Annotated in this window: 19 protein-coding genes; 9 read left to right on the top strand and 10 right to left on the bottom strand. The window is 36.7% G+C overall.

Features of this window, described 5'->3' with window-relative positions; all coding sequences use genetic code 11:
- Nucleotides 1–48: 48 nt before the first annotated feature.
- Genes BMS_RS09265 through BMS_RS09255 form a run of 3 tightly spaced genes read left to right on the top strand, consistent with a single transcriptional unit; the run spans nt 49 to nt 1,274 of the window.
- Complete coding sequence (locus BMS_RS09265; protein WP_014244553.1) at nt 49–261, top strand: hypothetical protein; 213 nt, start codon at nt 49–51, stop codon at nt 259–261.
- Between the two features lie 10 nt (nt 262–271).
- On the top strand, nt 272–826 hold the full coding sequence (locus BMS_RS09260) for a hypothetical protein (protein WP_014244552.1): 555 nt from the start codon (nt 272–274) through the stop codon (nt 824–826).
- Between the two features lie 13 nt (nt 827–839).
- Nucleotides 840–1,274: a hypothetical protein gene (locus BMS_RS09255; RefSeq protein ID WP_014244551.1), complete on the top strand. Its 435-nt coding sequence runs from the start codon at nt 840–842 to the stop codon at nt 1,272–1,274.
- Here BMS_RS09255 and BMS_RS09250 read toward each other — a convergent pair.
- Nucleotides 1,271–2,887 carry a C45 family peptidase gene (locus tag BMS_RS09250; RefSeq protein WP_014244550.1) on the bottom strand — a complete coding sequence of 539 codons (1,617 nt, stop codon included), beginning with the start codon at nt 2,885–2,887 and terminating at the stop codon, nt 1,271–1,273. The two genes, BMS_RS09255 and BMS_RS09250, sit on opposite strands and share 4 nt — an antisense overlap.
- Before the next feature lie 21 nt (nt 2,888–2,908).
- Between BMS_RS09250 and BMS_RS09245 the strand changes: the two genes are divergently transcribed.
- Nucleotides 2,909–3,130 carry a hypothetical protein gene (locus BMS_RS09245; protein ID WP_014244549.1) on the top strand — a complete coding sequence of 74 codons (222 nt, stop codon included), beginning with the start codon at nt 2,909–2,911 and terminating at the stop codon, nt 3,128–3,130.
- On the opposite strand, the gene BMS_RS09240 is transcribed toward BMS_RS09245, so the two are convergent.
- A complete protein-coding gene (locus BMS_RS09240; protein WP_014244548.1) occupies nt 3,102–4,208 on the bottom strand; it encodes a phosphatase domain-containing protein in 1,107 nt (368 codons plus the stop codon). The genes BMS_RS09245 and BMS_RS09240 overlap by 29 nt on opposite strands.
- A 64-nt stretch (nt 4,209–4,272) precedes the next feature.
- On the opposite strand from BMS_RS09240, the gene BMS_RS17385 reads away from it, so the two are divergent.
- On the top strand, nt 4,273–4,995 hold the full coding sequence (locus tag BMS_RS17385; protein WP_083886019.1) for an MgtC/SapB family protein: 723 nt from the start codon (nt 4,273–4,275) through the stop codon (nt 4,993–4,995).
- Here BMS_RS17385 and BMS_RS09230 read toward each other — a convergent pair.
- From BMS_RS09230 to BMS_RS09220, 3 genes are all read right to left on the bottom strand, one after another.
- Nucleotides 4,992–6,056 carry an Hsp20/alpha crystallin family protein gene (locus BMS_RS09230; RefSeq protein ID WP_014244546.1) on the bottom strand — a complete coding sequence of 355 codons (1,065 nt, stop codon included), beginning with the start codon at nt 6,054–6,056 and terminating at the stop codon, nt 4,992–4,994. The genes BMS_RS17385 and BMS_RS09230 overlap by 4 nt on opposite strands.
- Before the next feature lie 106 nt (nt 6,057–6,162).
- The gene (locus BMS_RS09225) at nt 6,163–6,462 is read right to left on the bottom strand and encodes a hypothetical protein (protein ID WP_014244545.1); all 300 of its coding nucleotides are present in this window, start codon (nt 6,460–6,462) and stop codon (nt 6,163–6,165) included.
- Nucleotides 6,440–6,745 carry a hypothetical protein gene (locus BMS_RS09220; RefSeq protein ID WP_014244544.1) on the bottom strand — a complete coding sequence of 102 codons (306 nt, stop codon included), beginning with the start codon at nt 6,743–6,745 and terminating at the stop codon, nt 6,440–6,442. Before BMS_RS09220 ends, BMS_RS09225 begins: the two co-directional genes overlap by 23 nt.
- Before the next feature lie 252 nt (nt 6,746–6,997).
- Here BMS_RS09220 and BMS_RS09215 point away from each other — a divergent pair, with 252 nt between their 5' ends.
- Together BMS_RS09215 and BMS_RS09210 are read left to right on the top strand one after the other, a co-directional pair.
- A complete protein-coding gene (locus tag BMS_RS09215) occupies nt 6,998–7,942 on the top strand; it encodes a hypothetical protein (protein ID WP_014244543.1) in 945 nt (314 codons plus the stop codon).
- 7 nt (nt 7,943–7,949) lie between these two features.
- On the top strand, nt 7,950–8,831 hold the full coding sequence (locus BMS_RS09210) for a hypothetical protein (protein WP_014244542.1): 882 nt from the start codon (nt 7,950–7,952) through the stop codon (nt 8,829–8,831).
- Here the strand turns inward: BMS_RS09210 and BMS_RS09205 are convergent.
- On the bottom strand, nt 8,828–9,508 hold the full coding sequence (locus BMS_RS09205) for a hypothetical protein (protein ID WP_014244541.1): 681 nt from the start codon (nt 9,506–9,508) through the stop codon (nt 8,828–8,830). The genes BMS_RS09210 and BMS_RS09205 overlap by 4 nt on opposite strands.
- Nucleotides 9,509–9,614: 106 nt before the next feature.
- On the opposite strand from BMS_RS09205, the gene BMS_RS09200 reads away from it, so the two are divergent.
- Nucleotides 9,615–10,901, top strand: coding sequence for a hypothetical protein (locus BMS_RS09200; protein WP_014244540.1), 1,287 nt, complete (start codon nt 9,615–9,617; stop codon nt 10,899–10,901).
- Here BMS_RS09200 and BMS_RS09195 read toward each other — a convergent pair.
- Nucleotides 10,898–11,770, bottom strand: coding sequence for a hypothetical protein (locus BMS_RS09195; RefSeq protein WP_157868267.1), 873 nt, complete (start codon nt 11,768–11,770; stop codon nt 10,898–10,900). The two genes, BMS_RS09200 and BMS_RS09195, sit on opposite strands and share 4 nt — an antisense overlap.
- Nucleotides 11,771–11,914: 144 nt before the next feature.
- Here BMS_RS09195 and BMS_RS09190 point away from each other — a divergent pair, with 144 nt between their 5' ends.
- Nucleotides 11,915–13,213, top strand: a complete 1,299-nt coding sequence (locus tag BMS_RS09190; protein ID WP_014244538.1) for an inosine/guanosine kinase — start codon at nt 11,915–11,917, stop codon at nt 13,211–13,213.
- Here the strand turns inward: BMS_RS09190 and BMS_RS09185 are convergent.
- From BMS_RS09185 to carB, 3 genes are all read right to left on the bottom strand, one after another.
- On the bottom strand, nt 13,210–16,362 hold the full coding sequence (locus BMS_RS09185; protein ID WP_014244537.1) for a hypothetical protein: 3,153 nt from the start codon (nt 16,360–16,362) through the stop codon (nt 13,210–13,212). The genes BMS_RS09190 and BMS_RS09185 overlap by 4 nt on opposite strands.
- A 127-nt stretch (nt 16,363–16,489) precedes the next feature.
- Nucleotides 16,490–17,188, bottom strand: a complete 699-nt coding sequence (gene pyrF, locus BMS_RS09180) for an orotidine-5'-phosphate decarboxylase (RefSeq protein ID WP_014244536.1) — start codon at nt 17,186–17,188, stop codon at nt 16,490–16,492.
- Entirely contained in the window at nt 17,188–21,600 is a 4,413-nt protein-coding gene (gene carB / locus BMS_RS09175; protein WP_014244535.1) for a carbamoyl-phosphate synthase large subunit, read from the bottom strand. Before carB ends, pyrF begins: the two co-directional genes overlap by 1 nt.
- Nucleotides 21,601–21,622 lie beyond the last annotated feature (22 nt).

Here is a 21,622-nt window from a genome sequence, read left to right as displayed (position 1 = left end):
TTCACATTCTCTCTCAATTCATTAAGAGTTGGGGGAGTATAATGATATATGGCCTTAAATGTGAAGATTCTATTCCCATTAGATCATCCCCCCGTTAGTTTTCCTGACGACGAGCCCATTGAGCTTAGTGCCAGTGCCAGCGAGTTAAATACAGCTAAGGAGAACCTTCAAAAAGACCATCTTCTCGAGAGTGAAGAGGATCATATTTATCTAGAAAATTCCTTGGAGTCTCAGAAGAAGAAATTAAATATTCTTACCTAGGAGTTAGAGTATGTTTCGGGTCTGCACTTTAAGTTTTATTCTCACTATGTTTGGGATGCAAGCACATGCCCTAGAGTGGAGAGAGATCGCAGGTTGTTATCAAACAGTCGCGTATAATAATACCTATCTTGAAAATAGTTATAGAAATTATTCGGTCATTAATTTGTCAGAGAATCCTCTCTTCTTTATCTCTGTGGATGAGGAGGAGTATGTTGTTCATACAGCTGTTCTGTATAAGGGAGACTCAAATTATCATTACCAAGATATTTACTTTGAAGATGGCTCGAATTCAAATAATAGAGGTCTTTTAAAGAATGATTTTAAGTCCTATGTTCGCTACCGCTTTTCTCCCGATAAAGTCATCAAGCTTACGAGCCAATTCAGTGCCCGTCATGTGGATGGTAATACCTATGAGGTGATATCTTTTAAAAATATTGAATTTGCTGGTGAGACATTTCTAGAGAGTGGGCGATTTGTCTTGGAAAAAGTTGATTGTTATGATGATATTGAAACAGAGGAACTCTTCTCCCGTGGAATAGAACTTCCTTTTGAGTTAGAACTTTAGCAGTGGATGTATTTTGAAATTTATTATTCTCTTTTTAGTGGTACAACTCTCTTTTGGACAAGAGTTTCAAGTAAAAGAAAACGCTGGCTATAATAAGCTGGAGCGTATTAATTCGATTGAGTCTCATATCGTAAAAGTAGACCAGAATTTAAAGAGTCTCGAGAAAACCATTAAAGACCTAAAGGGTCGTGATAGTGCCACTAAGATCATTAAAGAAATTCAAGAAAATCAAAAGAAAATTCAAAATGATTTAAATTCCCTTAGGAGTGAAGAGTTGGCGCAACTTAAGCGGGATATCGAATTTGTGGACCAAGAAAAAGTCGAAAAACTCATCGACAAATTTGTTGAGTACCAGGAAAACACAAATAAACGAATTAAACTCCTAGAAGATTCTCTAAAAGAAATTGATGGACAGCTCAAGAGAGTTGATTCGCCTGTTAAGAATTAAGAGAGTGGATAGATTATATCAACGAGATCTAGTCGTGGTGCCATGAGTAGGGTAATCGTTGGATGTAGAATAAGAGTAGGGATTTTACTCTCAAGCTCTAAGACTTTCTTTAGTGCAGGATGCTTAATATCCTTTTCACTTACTCGCGTACTCTTATGTAGAATTCTCTCCAGACGAGCAATAAATAGCCATGCATGATCTTGTAGCACTTCAGGTAAGTCAGGCAAGAGAACTTGAAATTGGTCTAGGAGAGTTGCGCGAACCTTTTTGTGTTTCTCTTTCATAAACTGAAAAACTAGAAAGTAGAACTCGCTAATGACTTCCCACTTTGTTTGGGCCAAAAGATCATGGGCCATCTGTATATGGTGATAGGCCAAGGTAAAGTCTTTGTGATCAAAAGCAACTTGAGCAAGCATATACTCACTCAAACCTTCTTTATATTCACTCGCATTATTATTGATCTTTTTCTTTATAAGTTTTATTTGCGGGTCTTCCCAAATATCTAAATGTTCCTCGTATGCGCCTACAAAGACTTTTGGGGCCTCTCCTGCAATTGAGAGGGCCTTCGCTCTTTGTGGACACAGAGCGAGAACTTGCACTGAGGAAGGCGTGAGAGTATCTAAACACCACTTATCTCCAAGGGCAAAGGCTTCCTTATTTGGAGTTCCCATGGCCTTTAAGACATCAAATGAGCTTAGAGATTTCTTTTTTTCTAGCTTCTTAATTTTTGATTCCCCAGAATTTTTTCTCATTTGATTGTGAGGAGCAATAGCATAGGGGTGGTAGTCACTTGTCTTTAAATTTGAGTCTAAGAGATCATTGTTAAAGTAGGTAATACTTCCCTTTTCAATGACTCCTGTTTCATAGTGTAATTTATCTCCCATCAGATCTGCACTTAGCCATCTTCCGTCGGGAAAAGTCATATTAAAACACCAAGTAGTTATGGACTGGGCCTGCTCTAGTATTTCAAGAGCATCTTCCATTGTTTTCACATTGAAGATTAATTCATTGCCTATATCAAAGACTGACCGCCCATGGATATTAAGTACGTCGGTAAACTTTTGATGTAGAGCTAGCGTGACTCCGAATTCATTCATCGAAGTAATACTAGCAAAGGGAAAGCCTGTACTTCCAAATGAGTAAACCTTTGGAAGGTTCTCAAATTGATAGAGAATTGTTCTCTCATACTTATCAAAACTACTTACCAACGGAAAGTCTAAGATACGACCGTGAACGGGTGATTGATCTTTATCGTCCCAGAAAAAAAAGCTAGAGCAACCAAGCATTGCACTGCTTAGTGATGGGACCCACTTACTTAGGCAAGAACTTAACTCAGGTAATAGGAGAGTAAATACTAACTCCCTAGTGCTAATTCCCAATCCATTAGCATAATTACTAAGCCAAGCTTCATAGAGAGAGTTCTTCTCTTGTTGAGAGTCAAAGAAATTACCTGCAATTTCCCGAAGGATCTTGTCAATTTTTGGAATCCCTAGGGAGAGAACACTTTGCATGTGATTTAGCAGAAAAGTGTGCCCATCACGATCTTTTAAACCGAGCTGATAAAAGCTTTCTTCAGAGTTACCGATTAGTTTAGTGAGCTTAATTGCTTCCATCTACGACCTAAGGAGGATTAAATGGATATTTTAACTGTTTTTAACGATCCAAGCAATCAAACTATACAAATTGTTTTTCTCACATTAGCGGTCGTGAGACTTTATTTAGAAGTCGTTGGCTTTAAGTTTGAAAACCTTCCTATAACTTCTAAGATGAGTAATGGAAAAGGTTTTCATAGAACAGGTCTATACTTTTCTATTGGCTATATTGTCTTTACTGCGCCGGGGCTTCTGCTGGCATAAGTAGTGCCGTATTGCCTTCGTATAACTCAATAACTTTATTATCTAATTTTAAAACAGGGTTAATTGAAATCTCTTTTTCATTGGCCCTCTTTCTAATGTAAATCTTCACCTGACATTTCTTTTCTTTTGCTGAAATCATAGATCCAAGTTGATAGAACTTACTAAGAACTTGTGAGTTTTGTTTTCTATTAAATTGAAAGGCCGGATCTTTCTTAAGAGCACTCCATAATTTCCAAGGCTCAATTTCTTTGTTGAGAACTTTATATAGCGTGAGATAGATAATTGGATCTGATTCAAAATTATCACCCATAAGAACGAGCTCGTCGGGGATACCTGTCATCATGAGAATATCTAGGAGATGATTGAGCTTATAGAGGCCCTGAATTTTTAGATCTTTTGGCGTAAGCTCACCTTCTAGGATTGAAAAAATTCTTCGGTAATCTTTTAGAAAAATTCCCGCAGTAAATACCTTATTCTGATAGAGCCAATCTCTCATGGAATCTTCATAGAAGTGCGGAGAGGCCGAAAGTATAAAGGGATGAAATCCTTTTCCAATATAGTCAGTAAAGAGATTGAGACTATTGGTCACAGTTGGAAAGGCAGAAAGAGGTTTAGTAAGTGAATTATAAACTTCTTTGGTGCTTGAGTACTTTGTATCGACTAGAGTTTTGTCAAAGTCGCAAATAATCAATTTCTTCTCACCTTGAATCGTAATTGGTAGATAACTGCCAAGGTGAATCTGTAGGCCTTTATTCTTCTTTATTTCATAGGCCTGGAAGACAGCAATTTTCTTTCTTTCTTCATTTAATGGAATCTTAAAATTAAAATTTCCAAAATGATCAGAGTCATAAGTCTTTTTAAAAACTTGTTTTTGATTTTCATCAAGTCCGATGAGCTTAATTCTAAACTGCGAAGAGCGCAGTAGACGGAAGTCTTGGATTGGGAACTTTGGCGTAAATGCTCCAAGGTCAACTACTGCCGTAGGCCCTTTCCATTCTTTCATCGTGCAAGACGCTTTCACTGAAATATAATCATCAGTTTTAATGGCCAAAAAATGTACGAGGTTTGGTCTTTTCATAATAGATCTTCTCAGTAATAATAAACTCTTGCTAGTATTCTAAAAGAAAGGTTTAAAGATGCAAATGCCAAACGAAATATATATTGAACTCATTGGTCCTGTGAATTTCTACATAGGGATGGGAATACAGATTTTAACGGCATTATTTCTTGGTGGACTAGTAGGACTTGACCGTGAGCGTAAGATGAAGTCTGCTGGGATTAAGACAAATATCTTGATCTGTCTTGGGGCATGTCTTTATACGGCCATCTCTCTTATTCTTGTGACTGAGAGCGCTACGACTGATATCTCTAGAATTCCAGCGCAAATCGTAAGTGGTATCGGTTTTCTTGGTGCAGGGGCCATTATTCAAAGTAGAGGTCATGTTATTGGACTTACGACGGCTGCAACAATTTGGGTTGTTGCTGCTATTGGTCTAACAATTGGGGCCGGCTACCCTTTTGTGGCAATTCTCTTTACCTTAACGATTTTAATTATCTTAAAATTATTAAATCCATTTTATAACCTTATTATGCTCGAAAAAGATAATAAGCCTTATCATATTGAGATCCTCTCTCATGGTCGCGTTAAGCAACAGGTTAAACAACTTATCCTCCATGAGGTTAACGACATTAATCAATTAAGTGAAGAAGTTGTAAATGTTGAGACAGATGAGAGGATTCTTCATGCCTTTATCTCAATTCACCCTTCGAGAATGAAGTTTTTAAGTAAAGAATTAAAGGCCATTCTAAAGGTTGAGAAAGTTAATTTCTATATCACTGATTACGATGCAGGAAGTGACGACTAGAGTTTTGCAATATTAAAGGTGAGAACACCCTCTTTGTAATTTTGCGTAATCTCTCTTGAGTTCATTAAGTCTGTTGTTGAGAGCTTCTTGGTGAAGACTTCGCTACGGCTTGATTGGTTGGAGCTTCCATCCTCAGATTCAACTGTGTCAGAGAATTTTCTTGTAAGAGATAGTGTTAAGTCTCGTCCCTGAGCGGTGAGGCGAACATTTTCTTTTTCATGCTCTGGAACTTTTAAAGATATTTGATAGGACTTCTCTAGAGAAGTAATCTCAGGCTCAAGGGAAGTGATCTTATAGAAGTCGTCATCACCTCTATTTTCAACACTTGTCTTTGATCTCATTTGACTATTAACTATAGAATTAATTTGATTTGAAAACTTCTGCTTAATTCTATCAAGAACACTTTGATGTTCTTTAGTGATGGCCTCATACTTTTGCCTAAAGCTCTTATCTTCTTGTAGTAAGATATTCTTATGTTGCTCGCTTTTAAATTCAATCTCTTTGTTATGAATATTTTCGAGCTCTTTTCTTTGAGATAATTGCTGGTAATTCTGGTTCATCAATTGATTTTCATGTTCCATAACTAGCTCAGCACTTCGTCTATCGTAATTTTTGACCGCTGCACGTTGTTGAGTTTTATGAACTCGCTCTTGATTGGCCAACTTTCTTGTATTCTCTAAGCTTTTCTCATCGGCCCTAATCTTATTTTCAAAAGTTGATTGCGCAATTCTCTCTGTAGTCTCATCTTCCATACGTCTGATGATATCGTGAGTTTGATCGTCTATTTCCTCTGCAACTTGATTGGCATTTTCAAAGCTAGTTTTGTACTTATTGTCGTAGACTGCGTTGAGGTCTTCTATTTTTTCTTGGTGTGAATTCGCTAGAATCTCTCTTTCTAGATCAAGTTTCTTCTTAGAAGTATCGAAGCTTGTCTTAATATTATTAAGTCTCTCTTCTTTTAAATTGAGTTGTTCTGCTATTTCATTTTGGTTTCTATCGCGAATATCTAGTATCTCAACTTCGCCGTTATAGCGCTCGTCCTCTTTTCTAAGCTCATACATATCGCCAAGCTTATTAATTTCTTTTCACGAGAGGAGATTAGATTTCTCTGGGAGTCTGCTAATTGCTCTAATCTATTCTTTGAATATTGTATTTCGTTATTAAGCTTCATTTCTGAGCAAAAACTCCTGAGTTTTCTTCTGGACCTTTACATAATTCTTTATGTTCTCCAGTGTGTCCGACGCAAACCCATGAGCGAAGTAGGTCAACTTTTAGGGCATTGGCGCCACCGTTGTAACTAATATAGCTAACAGGATCGAGTGTCGAAGTGACAAGATAACCATTTTGATCAATTGGCATTCTAAGTTTTGATTTTACGTAATATTGGTAAACTCTATACTCAGCATTTGCATAGTTACTAAAGACAAATGATAGAAATAAAATCTTAATGAAGAGTAGGGTTCTCATCTAAAATTCTCCCTTCTACTAAATTTAAAAATGCACTTATAAAGAGGTTTCTCTCTTGATCGTTCATTGAAAAGATAACCGTCTTCTGTCTTTCAAGAGATCTATGCTCAGAAACTCTTTTTAAGATTTTCTGTGCTCTCTTCTTTTCTGCTTCTGTTAACTTCTTAGCTTGATCTTGGTGGGTGTTAATCCAAGCACTTTCTAAAATAGGGTAGTGACCACGTGTGGCCATTTCTATAAGTGAGTTCATGGATGGGTTCTTTCTTTGTGCCAAATTGTTCAAGCTTTTCTCCTGTTTAACAATCTCACTTAAATCTTATAGAAATTAACTTCCAAGCTTTAGAGGGTAAGTTTTGCTTTTCCACTCTTTTTTCATATATTCAGCACCTTAGAGGGATTAATTCCTCAAAAAAATCTTACAATCGCTTAGTTTTTCCACATATAGTTGAAAGGCAAAGTCTTTTATGTGTAAAATAGTAGAGAATGTATTTGAGCTTATGAAGAGCTCTGTTTTTAATATTCAAGGAAGATTAAAATGATCAAATATTTAGCCCCAGTATTGGCCCTTGGCCTATCTCTTAATTCTCATGCATTAGTTGATTACTCAGAAACTGAAGGTTCAGGGACTCCGGCGACTCGTCCTGCTCCAGCAAGAGCGGCAGCGGCACCAATTATTAAGAGAAACGCTCCTACGCAAGCAGGAGCAAAGAGCGGAGCTTCTTTATTTGGTGGTAATTTCGAATTAATGGCCCTCTATGATCATCAATCTCTAAATCTTGATCAAGGATCTGGAAGCTTTCAAAAGCTAAGTCTCTCCGGCCACTTTCAAACACAATATAATCTCTATATGGACTTCGCCTATTGGGCCGCAACTTCTGAGCTTAGAAATAGTGACGGAGTAGATGAGTCTCTTGAAAATGAGAAAGGAAGACTCAAGTTTATTCTTGGGTTTAATTGGCTGCGCTTTGGTAAAGCTCAAGAGATGGCCACTGTCGATATTTTTGGTGGAGCGTACTTAAAAGGTAGTGGTGGCGTCGCTAGTACAAGAACTGATAAAGTTGTTGGTATAGAAACTTCAAAGCGATTCTATAATTTTGCATTGGCACTTGGTTATGAGTATCACCTAACGGGAACACCTGATGCAGAGTCTGAGAGTGCGATTGGTAATATTGGTATTTTAAAGACATCTTTTGGATGGATGGTTTCCAATGATATTAGCTTCTCCCTTGAAGGTGGAATGGTTAATATTGCAAGTGCCGAGGATACAGATAGAGTGAATAAAATTGAAGAAGAGTCTAAGTTCTCATATATTAAGCCAACTCTTATTCTTGGCCTATCTCCAAGTGTTGCTCTTGAGATGGGTGGAGTATTTAGAACGAGAAGGGCACACAATACTAACTCTCTAGTGAGCGCAAGACTTTGGAATATTCCTGGTGCTTATGGGAATTCGTTATTTGCTGGCTTAAAGCTATCAATCTAAGGATTATATGAATTTTAAAAAAGACTTTTATTTCTGCTATGAATGTAAAAAGTCTGTAGATAATTTAGAAGATCTTCTCTTTGTTGAGGCCGGCTCTACAAGGTCTTATTGTAGTGAGAAATGTATAGAGAAGTACTTCTCTCCCATTACAAATTTCTACGAAGAAATTGAGAAGAAACTTAGAAAGAAGTACGCCGTCGAAGAGGAAGACTGTCTTGAGTTTCTTTCTGATGTAACTATTATGGAAAAATCCATGACAGCTCCCGATGAGATCTGGTGTCATGAGAATGGAATTAAAGAGGAGACTTTCTGCTTTATTAAGAAAGTGGCAATCAAAGAAGAGAGACCTTTCTACGTAATTATTCTCTGTACAATTTTTGATACATACCCTGGTTATGTCCTACTCTCAACTATAACTGAGAGTAAGTTCTTAATGGAAGAATTTAGAATTGGTACGGAAATAGATGTCGAGGAGCACTTTAGTGAAGGTGAGTCTGCCGAAGGCCTCGATATTAGCAATGATGAAATAGTAGGGATTGAGCAAAAGAAGTCTGAAATTTTGGCCAATCATATCTCGATTCATTCACCAGCAGATATTCCAGTCGAAAATTATGAACTTTATAATGATTATATTGAATCCACTATGGATTCTCCTGATGAGATCTTTAAGAATAAAGATAAGGCCGGAGATACGATCTACACTTATATTAAGGCCTTTGATAAAGAAGGGATTTCATTCTATTACTTTGTTCTTTGTATGAGAATTGACTCTGCCAGCGAAGAGGGACAGGAATTAATTATTCCTATCCTCAATTTTCCAACTGTTGATGGAGAGTTGTATAAGAGTTATCACCAAGGCGAGCAAGTTTCAGGTGCTCTTAAGAATTAAAATACCTTGTAAACGTACTGTCCTACACTTTTAAAAGCATTACAGTAAGAAGAGTCTTTGTACTGATCAAGAAATTGTGAACAGTAGATATAGGCATCTGGTGAAAGTACATATTGATAGAAAGGTGAAGGGTAGAAGTACGCCTTGTCTTTCATTACCATGGCCCCTGTAATAGAGAAGTTAGTATATCCAGTTCTATTTGTATAAAGAGTTACTTTATAGATTTTCTTTGAATCAGAAATCATTAAGCATCTTGGCTCACCAATATAAACAGATGCACTTCCTGAGTTATGTGTAGGAATAATACAAACTTGTGAGTCTGTAATTGGTGTCTTTACCTGAATCCATACGTCTTTCTTATTAGTACTTTGACATAGAGTATATTGTCCAAGGTGAGAGCTAGATTCTGCAAAACCATTCACACCATCACTTGACCAGCTACAGTGTTGGATCTCTGTCGGTATTGTTGAATCACTTGCATCGTCAGAGTCATCTGATGAGTCATCAGAAGAACTATCTGATCCACCTGTGGTAACTGTTCCATTTGAGTTTGGAAGGTTGTAGTAGCCTTGAGATTGATCATAGGAGTTTGAAGAATAAGCTGTACGCCTGTCCCTTGGAGCATCACAAGAAGCAATGAAAAGGGATAAAAGTAAAAGTAGTGAACATTTTTTCATAATCTAATCCTAAGATAAAATCTAATCTCTCCTATCTTATCGAATATTATATAAGAAATTTTAGTATTTTTCTTCAGTTTGAGTATAAGTTGCCGAAAAGAGGTTTATGAAGGCAATAATTCTCTTCTTCCTTATTTTAGTAACTCTTGCTAGTGCTTCTTTCTTAGGCGCATTTGCACCATATCACTTCTATAACAGGGCCTTATACTCTGGTATGGAATCGAAGTTCTTCTCCGTAGAGAAAACCTCAGATATTATTCACAAAGGTAGTTATTATAATATTGATCCTATGAAGTCAGTTTCTTCTGAGGCCACAGATCTGTGGGAAGTCTTTCACTTTTCTGAATTTGAAATTCCTCTGCCTGTTCGCCATCCAATGTTTGTGATGATACCTCTTATAGAATACCGAAGAGATAGGCCCATTCTTGGAGCTAAGTTTAAGACTAGAGGTGGTACAGAGGTATCTAGCTTTAAAGTTTTAGAATCGTTTAAGTTCGATAGAAGAGTTGAACACCATAAAATATTTGAACTCCCATTTTTTAAAAATTATCTTTTAAAAATTGAAGATAAAGTTCTTTGGAAGGATCTTTTTACAAAAGATTTAGATCTTCCTAAAGGTAACTTCAAAGATAAAGAGTATTGGAAGAAATTGTGGAATATCTCTTATCAAGAGCTAGTCTATAACCTCTATATTTTGCAAATGCGATCTGAGTTCTTCCCAAAGAATGCTAGAAATTTATCTTACTATACCAATAAGAGCTTTGGAGTTATTCACTTAGTTGATGAGGCTAAAGTAGATTTAGGTTTAGAAGAGCTCTTTAGAAGTGAGCTTATCTATGTCTACCGCGATGGCTTTATTCATAAATTACTTCTTAGATCTAGATTTGAAAATGTGATTGGTGATTCTATAAGAAAGAGAATTATGAATGCCCTCGAGTACAAGGCCAATGATGAAGCTTCGGCCATTGAGATATATGCTCGCTATAAGGCCCTACCTTACTATAAGAGAGTGTCCCAAGAGGGAATGATCTATCTCTACTCTGGTTGGAGTCATGTCACTGATAAGAAAGAGTTTATGAAAGAGATGATTCAATTTCTTGAGAGAGGAAATAATTCCTATGAGTATCTGGCGCCACTCTATCGTTATTCATTTAAGAAGTTTGGAACGAATTTCTCAATCTTAAAAGATAATCTCAAAGAGAGTGAGGCCGAAAAACTCAAGCGAAAGACTCTTGAGGAAGAAAAGAAGCAAGATGAGAAAATCACAAATACTCAGACAAGTGACGTAGAAGGCGAGTTTGAAAGTGAAGACAAGAAAGTCGAGTTCTTTCTAAAAAAGGCCAAAGAGGCAGAAGATACTGTAGAAGATAAAACGATTCTCTTTAAAGATTAAAACTTATAAGAAATACCAGCGAAGAGATTTAGTCCCGATAGGCTATCAATACCAATCTCAGCTCCTGAACTTGTTTCAAGAGGTTCTAGATCAGCAACTTTAATTTTACGAATAGAGAGACCAGCAAAGAGTCCAAACTTTGAGTAGGGAAGGATTCTCGCCATTCCACCAAAGCTATAACCATAGAGAACACCGTTGGCCTTCTGTTCACCTTCATTTTGAACGACTTGAAAGTCACCTGAAAAGAGCAATCCACCAAAAGCGGAGAGAGTCATATATCTAAAGTTAAAGAGTGAGTAATAGAGATTTGCTTCAATGGCCAATGACTTTGCGGCAATAGATTCAGTTGAAGAAGAGAAGTATGTAAGACCAAATCCCCATGAAGTATCTTTCGCAGGGTTTCTATGCTCCATTTGAAGTGTGATGACACTAAAAGTACTTGTCTCTTCTCCAAATTCTCCAGAATAGCTCTCCCAAGATTCTCCGGCCGAAGCTTGTCCAATCGAAGCGGAGAAGAAATTATTCTCAGAGAGCTTATCTTGATCAGTTTGAAAACTGAGCTCAACATCGTGCTCAGTAATTTTAGGAGTATTTATACCCAGTCCGTCAGTTCCATTTTGAAGGGCGAGGTCTTTAATTTGTATGTAGGCTATACGGCCAGAAACTACTACTGGAAGAATCGTTCCATCTTTTTTCTCTACTTCTCCTACTTTGATCTTCTTGCCATAAGCAATATAGCCAATAGGGGTTGTGAGTTTTTGATCCGAGTAAACAACTGCTTTTGGTACTGTAACAATGGCTATTTGAGCGGCCATGATTGGCACTATAGAGGAGGTAAGAAAAAGGATCGTTGTTAAAAATATTTTCATTACTAAAATTATATTCTGAAAGTCCCCTGATTTCAATTGTTTGAATGGGGAAACAATTGCTTTATGAAAATATGACTACACCTTCTTCTCACAAACGTATTTTCAGTATAAATTATTAATAATACGTAAAAAATTGAGGCTTATATGAGATTTCCTGGTAAGAGAAAAACCAAGCACTACTTTCCTGTTGCCGATACAGGGAGGGTTTCTTTTGATACTGATTTTTCTAGAAAGGAGAATATTTACCTTGTTGGAATTGATCAGCTTCTTGTTGATATAGAAGTTGAAGTTGATGATGAGTTTCTTCAGAAATATTCTATTCCTAAGGGTGAGTCTTGTGTCTTAGATGATAAATTGGTGGAAGAGATTTACCAAACGCTCGTAAATGAAGATAGAATTATTGGAGAGTATGCTGGTGGTGCCATCGGAAATACTTTACATAATTACTCGATTTTATCTGATGATAAATCCATAGCACTTGGAACTATCTGCAAGAATATTCACGTCGGTGACTATGCCTTTAAATATATTTGTACAACCAGTTCTAAAGTTGATTTCTCATATCTTCAGCCTAAAGAGGGAAAGATGGCAAGGGCCATGTGTTTTCTCACTCCTGATCATGAGAGAAGTTTTGCTATAGGTAAGGGGATAATGAATGAGCTAGATAGTGAATTCATTCCTGAAAATGTTATCAGTGGAGCAAGTTCTCTACTGATTTCTACTTATCTCTTAAGAGATGAGAGCTCTCCATTATTTAAATCAACGATGAAGGCCATTGAAGTGGCCAAAAAATCTAATGTGCCCGTAATCCTTTCTCTAGGAACTTCAAGTCTTGTTGCTGAGAAGAGAGAGTTCTTCCTGGATATTTTAAAGAATTATGTAACTATTGTGGCCATGAATGAGCAAGAGGCAAAAGAGTTATTTCTAGAAACTGACCCTCTCCTTGCTGGTGAAAAGAGTTTAGATTACGTTGATATGACTTTATTGACTGTAGGAAAGAGAGGACTCTATATTTGTGGTCATGTTGATGAGTCTATGGCCAGAGAGACTAAAGACCTTATTCATAGTAAGTCAATTTCTGAGTATAATAAGTATGAATACTCAAGGGCCATGAAGAAAGCTAGTTGTATAAAGCCAATAAAGATTTATACACATATTAATCCATATATGGGTGGCCCTGGTGAAATTAAGAATACCAATGGTGCCGGTGATGCTGCTCTTGCGGCAGTATTACATGATATATCTGCAAATAGTTATCATAAAGAATTAATCCCTAATTCTCCTAAGCATGAGACTGAGTTTCTAACTTATTCGTCAATTCATCAGGTTTGTAAGTATGCTAATAGGGTAAGTTATGAAGTCTTGAAGCAGAATTCTCCAAGACTCTATCAAGGACTACCAACAAAAGAGCAGTCCTTAGAAGAGAGTTATTGGGATCTTTAATTATTTAAAACTTTATTTAGATCCTCTACTTTGAATTTTTGAGATCGCTTCTGCTCTTTAGGGGCCTCCGTTGCGATCTCTCTTTTTTTATCCTTCTTTTCTGCTGTCAGTTTTTTAGCATCATTATGTCTTGTAAGAGATTCTACGTACTTCTTACAGATTTCATCTAACTCCTCAGCATTTTCGCTATTGAGCTCTTCATCCGCAAATTTACAAACCATTTCACCGTTATCATTCTCTTTAACTTCAATTGTAAATTTCTGATCATTAAAGAATATTTCAACTTCTCCATCGCTATTTGGTCTACTGAGAATTTCATCAAATTGCTCGTTAAGGGAAAGACTAATAGAGTTTCCAGTTGAAGAACTTGGAGTATTTGTACTTTGTTGTGGAGTGGAGATATCACTCTCACTTCTTGGCACTTCCTCAATTTGCTGAGCACTACTCTTTCTCTCTGAAGAAGTACTTGCAGATGGCTTTCCTAGACCTTGAAATGGAGTATTGGAGATCTTAGGTCTAGCAATACTTTTAGGTGTGTCGACTTGCTGGTTATTTTCTTCAATTTTTTTCTTAACAAGAGACGACTTTGCTTTTAGCTCTTCTAATTCTTTTCGAAGCTTTTCTAATTCTGGATTTATACTGGTAGAATTTTCGTCTTTTGCCTCAATATCAGCAACAGTATTTTCCTTATTTTTAATAATATCCTCTAATTTAGAGATATAATCCATTAGTTCTTGATTAGATTTATTCTTTAAATCTTCTTCAGATATTATTGCATCATCCTTTATAGATGAGTCTTTCTTACTTTCATTTTTATTATCTTTAAAGAAATTAAAATTTGAAAATAGTCCACCACTACTACTACTTGGGATCTCTTGCGGACTACTCGCTGGAGCTCTTTCTACAATATTCGCATTTTCACTAGGATCTACACTTATAGCTGAATCGTCATTTACATCATCGATTTCAACAAAATTCTTACTATCAGTGAAGCCATCAAATAGGGAAGTAACCTCTCCAGTATAGGACTCAAAGTACGCACTACCTATTGTAGAATCTCTATTTAGAGAAGCATATTGATCTCTATAGTCGTTATTTGTCATCTCAAGACATAGGTCTGGCTTCTTACTAATTTGATCTTTAATATACGTTAGTAAACCAGCAACAGTATCTCTTTGGATAAGAGACTGGGCATTACAAAAATTTTGAAACTTATGATCTGGGCTTGCTCCATTGATCATCTCTACAACTGATTGTGATCCAATTTGATCCAAACAACTTTCCTTAACTTGTGGACCAAGGTTTCCTTTAATGGAACAGTAGATATTTGAGAAGTTACTTTGACACTCTAATGATTTAATTTCATCGTCTCTATCTGGAGAGAAGCTTTCAAGCTTATCTGTAATCTTTTTGGTATAGCGTCTGTCTTTGTAATTATTTACAAATCTTTCTGTAAATTGATTAAGATCCTGACTCGGTTTCTTTATATCGTAGACTTCTTTTGCAATATTTCTAATATCTCTTTCTTGCTTGTCGAGTAGTGATCTTCTCGCTTTAGCAATCCCTTCAAAGAAAGTTGAAAATGACTTGCGTCTTCTCTCTCTATCAACTTCTTCACCTTGTCGCTTAGATCTATTTTCATTTCTAAGTAAGTCTGAGTTTGCCACAAACATAAAGTTCATTATTCCATTAATTCTCTTCATCTTCTGAGAGTTAAGGCCATGTGAGTCCCTAGGTATGTGAGCAGTTCCTTGATCTACCGCTTCTTGCATATCTTTGAGAGCATCTTCAGGTTTATTATTGAAGATATTTGTAATCATAGAAGTCATCTGCTTCGTTTGAAAGTTTCCAATAATGAAGGCTCTATTTGTATTTAATTTATTTTGATAAATTAGTAACTTTCCTTCTGGATCAACAGAATGTAGGTCTTTATTTTCACAGTAGAGACTCTTAAGGTTTAACAAGTTCTTATTCTTATATTCTTCATCATTTTGTAAGAACTCTTCTACGAGGGTAGGGTCGTCATAGGCCAGGCCGGCATCTTCGCATATGAGGTCACTTATCTGGTTTGCTATAGATACACATTCTCCTCTACTGGCCATCCCAAGATTCTTTAACCACTTGTGACCGTTTGCACCTTTGAAAAGGTCATTGAGTGTTAGCTCTTTATCTCTCTTGTCATTATCGATTTCTATAAGTAAGTCTCTTAAATGATTTTTAGATAGGGAACGAATATGAGGATGAAGGTCAATGCCTTTCTCTTTTACGTAATTATTAAAATTCTGATTTAAGTAAGGGGAGTTTAAGCTATTATTTTTGATGAAGTCTGAGAATGTAGACTTTAATCCTACAAGCTTAGCATCATACTTCATATTAATATATTTTCTCTCCATTTGTGCTGGGTCCGCAAAGCATGAATTGGCAGAATAATTCATTCCACTACCAAGTGAAGAGTGGTTATTAATACCATCTATAAGTGAATTGATGGCCTCAGGTAAATTCTTAGTATCAGCAATATTAAATTCATCTCCAAAGAAAGCGCCCATTCTCTTAATTGCTTCTTCACTTCCTGCTCGGCAATTGTCACTTTCATTCATTCTTCGCAAGTGTTTTGCAAACATTGGGCTATTAAAACAGCCTCTATTAGAGTGACCTCTAGCTAGAAGTATTTGACTGTTTTTTATGTATTCTATTTTCTTTTTTAATCTCTTCCCAATATTATCTTGTAACTTTGCTTGAAGTTGATCTTTAAATTCTCTTCTTTTTTGATCATACTTATCTTTGTAATCATTTTTAAGCGACTCAGTGACACAATCACAATTTATATTTTCAAATATTGATGGAGATTTATTTCTGTCTATTCTTAGACAGTTATTCTTCTTATACGTAGATGACTCATTCTTTAGGAAGTTTTGAAATATCGGATTACTTGGACAGTCTAAGTTAACAATTTTATTTTCATTAGTAATTGAGACTTCTTGGTTACAGTTAACTTTATTACTAATATTCTCTAAATTCTTGGAGTCAAATATTCCATATTGTTGCTTTAGACAGTTAATACCATTCTTCGCACTCAGTTCTTCGCTTACAAGATCTGCATAAACTCCAGAATTAATGAGAAGTAAAAATGTTGTAAAAAAAGCTTTCATTGCGATTCCTTAATAGTCTTCACTATAAAGTATCGGTGAATAGAAGCTTTTTAGTTAGCTTTTTACTTAAGCTACTTAAATCAGGAGAATATTAATAAACTCACTACCAATTAAAGTAGGCACTTTTCTATGATGATAGTTCTTCCAGTCGCTTCGCTAGGTTTTTGGCCTTAGTAAGGGACCTCCCCATTACTAAGTAGTCAGCTCCAGCTTCAGTGGCGTCAGAAGGGGTGAGAACTCTCTTTTGGTCACTTAAGTTTCCGTGAGCAATCTCATCTTCAAATCTGATACCTGGACACATACTCTCTAGTCCAAGGTCTAAAGCGTGAAGGATTTCGAGTTCATTTGCAGAACAAACAATCCCATCAGCGCCACCTTTCTTAGCGAGAAGAAATAATGTAGAGAAGAGATTCTTTTGATCAGATATTCCCCATATCTCTTCGATATCATTTTCATCTAGTGAAGTTAATAGACTAACTCCAAGGATTTTACAGTTGGGAAGGTATTTGTCTCTTGCCTTTGATGACGAGTCAATCATTTTCAATCCACCACTTAGATGAATTGTGAGAAAGCTTATTGGTAAACCTTCAAGAGATGCAATTGCGCCTGCAACTGTATTGGGAATATCGTGTAATTTTAAATCTAAGAAGATATCGACTTTATACTTTGTTGCAATACTCTCAACAATCTCTCTACCGTATTTATTATAGAGTTCTAGCCCTATCTTTACGGCCTTGATTCGCCCATTACTACTGTCTAGAAATGTATAGACTTCTTCTTTTTCTAAGTTATCTAATGCAACGTAAACTCTATCAAGAATACTCATTAGTGAATCTCCTGAAGACTAATCGGTTGGAGAGATTCTAATTCGCTTCCTGTAATTGATTCGATCACGGCAACAATATTTTCTACTCTCGTAAAGCAAGGAATGGCATAAGTAATTGCGGAGTTTCTAATATGCTCTCCATCTGATTTAGATTCCCCTTTATCTAGTGGAGTATTAAAGACCATAACAATATCTTCTTCTTTTAATACATCAATCAATGAACGATTTTCTTCTTCATCAATTTTTGCAACTTGTTCACACTCAATACCTTGGTTCTTGATGAATCTACATGTTCCTCCAGTTGCGCAGAAAGTATATCCCTTCTCTTGCAGCATTTTTAAGTAGGGAAGCACAGCTGCCTTACTGTGATCCGCTAAGGACATGAGGATCTTACCTGGACGATTAATATTGGGATAATTTCCAAGATATGATTTTAATATTGCATGATCTTTACTCTTATCTATTCCTAGTGTTTCCCCAGTAGATCTCATCTTTGGTCCAAGAATAATATTGTCCTGTATAAAGCGGTCAAATGGAAAAGTAGATTGCTTTACGCAGTAGTGGTCACTATCTGTTCGGTGCCATGGTGTGATACTCTTTCCAAGCATTGCTCTGGTTGCAATTTGAGGGAGAGAGAAATTCACTGCTTTACTTAAGAAAGGTAGAGTTCTAGAGCCTCTTGGATTGGCCTCAATACAGTAAATAGAATTATCTTTTACGGCATATTGAAAATTAATAGGTCCAATAATATTGAGTTCTTTTGCAAGACTTTCTGAAATCTCTCGCATTTGTTCATGAAGCTCTTTGCTTAACCTTACTGGTGGAGAAATCATTCCTGAGTCTCCAGAGTGAACTCCTGCATATTCAATGTGCTCACAAACTGTGAAGACACAATTTCCTTGGTTATCTCGAATTAAGTCCACGTCATATTCAATGGCCTCTTCTAAATAAGTCTCAACTTGAAAAATAGTAGAGCTATTCTTTAGTTGGTCTAGAAGTGGTCGCGGTAGGTTTTCTATATCGTCATGGGAGTGGAAGATGTACATACTCTCTCCGCCAATCACAAAGCTAGGTCTAATAATTACTGGAAGACCTATTTCAGTAAGAGCATTGATTAAATTCTTATACCCTTGTACTTCCATCGACTTCGTATGAGAAAGGGAGACTTTCTTTGAAACCATACTGAATAATTTTCTATCTTCGGTTAAGTTTAGAGTGTTTAGATCTGCACCTAGAAAGTTGAAAGTCTTGAATTCTTTTCTAAAGCTATCTTCGATATAAGATCGAATATTAATACCCGTCTGACCCGAGAATGAAGTGATGACTCCATACGGATTCTCATTGAGCAAGATATCGAAGAGATCTTCTGAGTAGAGAGGACTTAGGTAGAGTCTATCAGAACTATCATAATCGGTACTGACTGTTTCTGGGTTGGAGTTGATCATAATAGAGCTAAGTCCATCGGTCTTGAGTTGCTGACATGACTTAACACAAGAGTAGTCAAACTCTATCCCTTGCCCAATTCTATTTGGTCCCGATCCAAGTATCACTACTGACTCTGATTCATTGCTTTTAGAAAGTTGTGTGGCCTCGTTCTCTTCCCAGTAAGTAGAGTAGAAGTAAGGAGTTCTCGCATTAAATTCGCCAGAACAAGTATCGACAGCTTTATAGACAGGGAAAATACTGTGATCAAATCTTCTTTTTAAAATATCTCTTTGTCCGCAATCAGTAAGAAGTGCGAGATATTTATCTGAGAAACCTAAGCGCTTATAGCTTAGTAATTGTTCCTTATCGTTTAAGAGTTCTTTATCCAATTTAAGCTTCTGTTCAGCAATATAGATTTGCATGACCTGCTCAATAAACCATTTAGAAATTTTTGATTGCTCGTAAACTTCATCTACGCTCATCTCTTGTCTAAGTCCTTCGAGAGCACTTAGCAGTGAGAGCTGAAGTGGGTTCTTAAGTCTCTGCTCGATATATTCTCTATTTAAAGTTACTGGTGCCGTTTTAAGTTGTGAAAGAGAAGGGATTTCAAGTCCCAGCTCTAATGAGCGAAGGGCCTTTAAGAAGGCTTCATTAAATGAACTTCCAAGGGCCAAAACTTCTCCAACAGATCTCATTTGTGGTCCAAGCTCTTGTGAAGAGGATGGAAATTTTGAAAAAGGAAAGATTGGTATTTTTATCGCAACATAATCTAGAGTTGGCTCAAAGGCCACAGGTGACGCCTTGGTAATATCGTTTAATATTTCTCTAAGGGTGTATCCGATAGCGAGTAGAGCAGAGATTTTAGCGATAGGGTAGCCAGTTGCCTTAGAAGCAAGGGCCGAAGATCTAGAGACTCTTGGGTTCATCTCAATAACGACAATATCATCTTCATCCATAGGGTTGATTGCAAATTGAACATTGGCCCCTCCTGCAACTACTCCCATATGTTTGGCAATGGTTAAAGACATTGTTCTTAGCTGTTGATAGCATCTATCACTTATAGTTTGAGCAGGTGCAACTGTAATGGAGTCTCCAGTATGAATCCCACATGGGTCAATATTTTCAATGGAGCAGATAATGACTCCATTTCTATCCTTATCAACCATCACCTCTAGCTCTAACTCTTTCCAACCTAGTAGGGACTTCTCCATTGTAATAGGAAATTTTAAATCACTAGTAAAAACTTCGTTTAAATCATCTAGATTGTGAACAAGTGCAGCGCCTTTTCCACCGAGAGCAAAGTCCCTTCTGATAATGAGAGGGTAGCCCACACTTGTACTCGCTAGTTCTATGGCCTCTTCTTTTGAGTGTGCCCTAAATCTCTTTCCTGTTTGGTATCCAAGTTTATCTAACTCTAGAGCAAAGAGCGCTCTATCTTCTGTTCTATTGATGGTATCGACATTTGCACCTAAAAGGGCCACACCATTACTCGCCAAGTAATTTTCTTCTTCTAGTTCTATACAAATATTTAGTGCTGTCTGGCCTCCCATGGTCGAGAGTACAGCATCTACATTCTCTTTTTGAATAATCTTCTTAATTGTGTCCTTGGTAATTGGCTCAATATAAGTTCTATAGGCCATGTCAGGATCAGTCATTATTGTAGCAGGGTTTGAGTTTAAAAGAACGACATCAATTCCTTCTTCTTTGAGTGCTTTACATGCTTGAGTACCAGAGTAGTCAAACTCACTGGCCTGTCCTATTTTAATGGGCCCAGAACCAATGAGTAAAATCTTCTTATATGGAACTTCTTTCTTCACACCTTTGTGAACATTGATCATTGGGTGAAGGTCTTCTTTAGAAATAATTTCTAGATTTTTACTATTTAAAAAGTTTTCAATTTCAGTGAAGAAGATATGGGCGTCGCTAGGTCCAGGATTTGATTCAGGATGAAATTGTACACTCTTTACTATGTGATCAGTTGTGGAGATACCCTCTACAGATAAATCAAATAGGGAGATATGTTGGATAAAGAAATCTCTTTTTGTAATATTATTCGTGGCCAATTTTTCAAAGCTTTTCTCTTCAACACTATAGCCGTGGTTTTGACTTGTAATGAGAATTTCTCCACTTACTTTATCAAAACATGGATGATTGACACCTCTCTGTCCAAAGGGAAGTTTAATGATTTCACTACCAAGGGCAAGTGAGATGAGCTGGTGTCCTAAGCAAATACCTCTCATTGGAATATCCATGACAAGTAGTTCTTTAACAACTTCTATCTCTCTGTGATATTCTCTCGGGTCTCCCGGCCCATTGGAGAGGAAAATAAGTGAAGGATCGAGTGACTTTACTTCTTTGGCACTTACTGAGTGAGGAACGACAATCAGTGGTCTTTTTAAATTTTTTAAATTATTTAAAATAGCACTCTTTATACCGTAGTCTATAACGACGATTGGTCTATCTCCTTCAATGAGGACTTCTTTCTTCTCTCTTGAGACTAATTCCAATTTATTACAAGTGAGCTCTGCATTTTGAAATTCACTAGCACTTGGAGAGTCTTCTCTCGTTGTAAGTACCGACTTGTGCGCACCTTTTTTATTAACTAAGTACTTTACGAGCTTTCTAGTATCTAGATTTGAGACGAGTGGTATATCAGTATTTAAGAATAATTGGTTGGGAGAGATATTTCTTGCAATAATCGAAGTCCCATGAATTTTATCTGACTGCGAGACCCTTTCATCGTATTCATAATTTCCGATATGGGAATTTGAAAAGATAATATGCTGACCTAAGAAAGATGGATCGGTAACTGTCTCTTGATATCCACTCATACCTGTAGTGAACGCAGCTTCTCCCCAGATTCCTATTGCCAACTCAGGGTCATCGCTAGGCCTATTTACAGTGGCCTTAAATCTCATGCCATCGTCAAAATGGAGGTAGACAGTAGATTGTTCAAGTGATGTGTTAAATTCAAAGTTATTAGACATGAGTAAGTCTCTCCCTTATTTT

The organism is Halobacteriovorax marinus SJ (assembly GCF_000210915.2).
Taxonomy (GTDB): Bacteria; Bdellovibrionota; Bacteriovoracia; order Bacteriovoracales; family Bacteriovoracaceae; genus Halobacteriovorax; species Halobacteriovorax marinus.
Note: the sequence above shows the minus strand (reverse complement) of the source record. Positions and strands in the feature narration are given on the sequence as shown.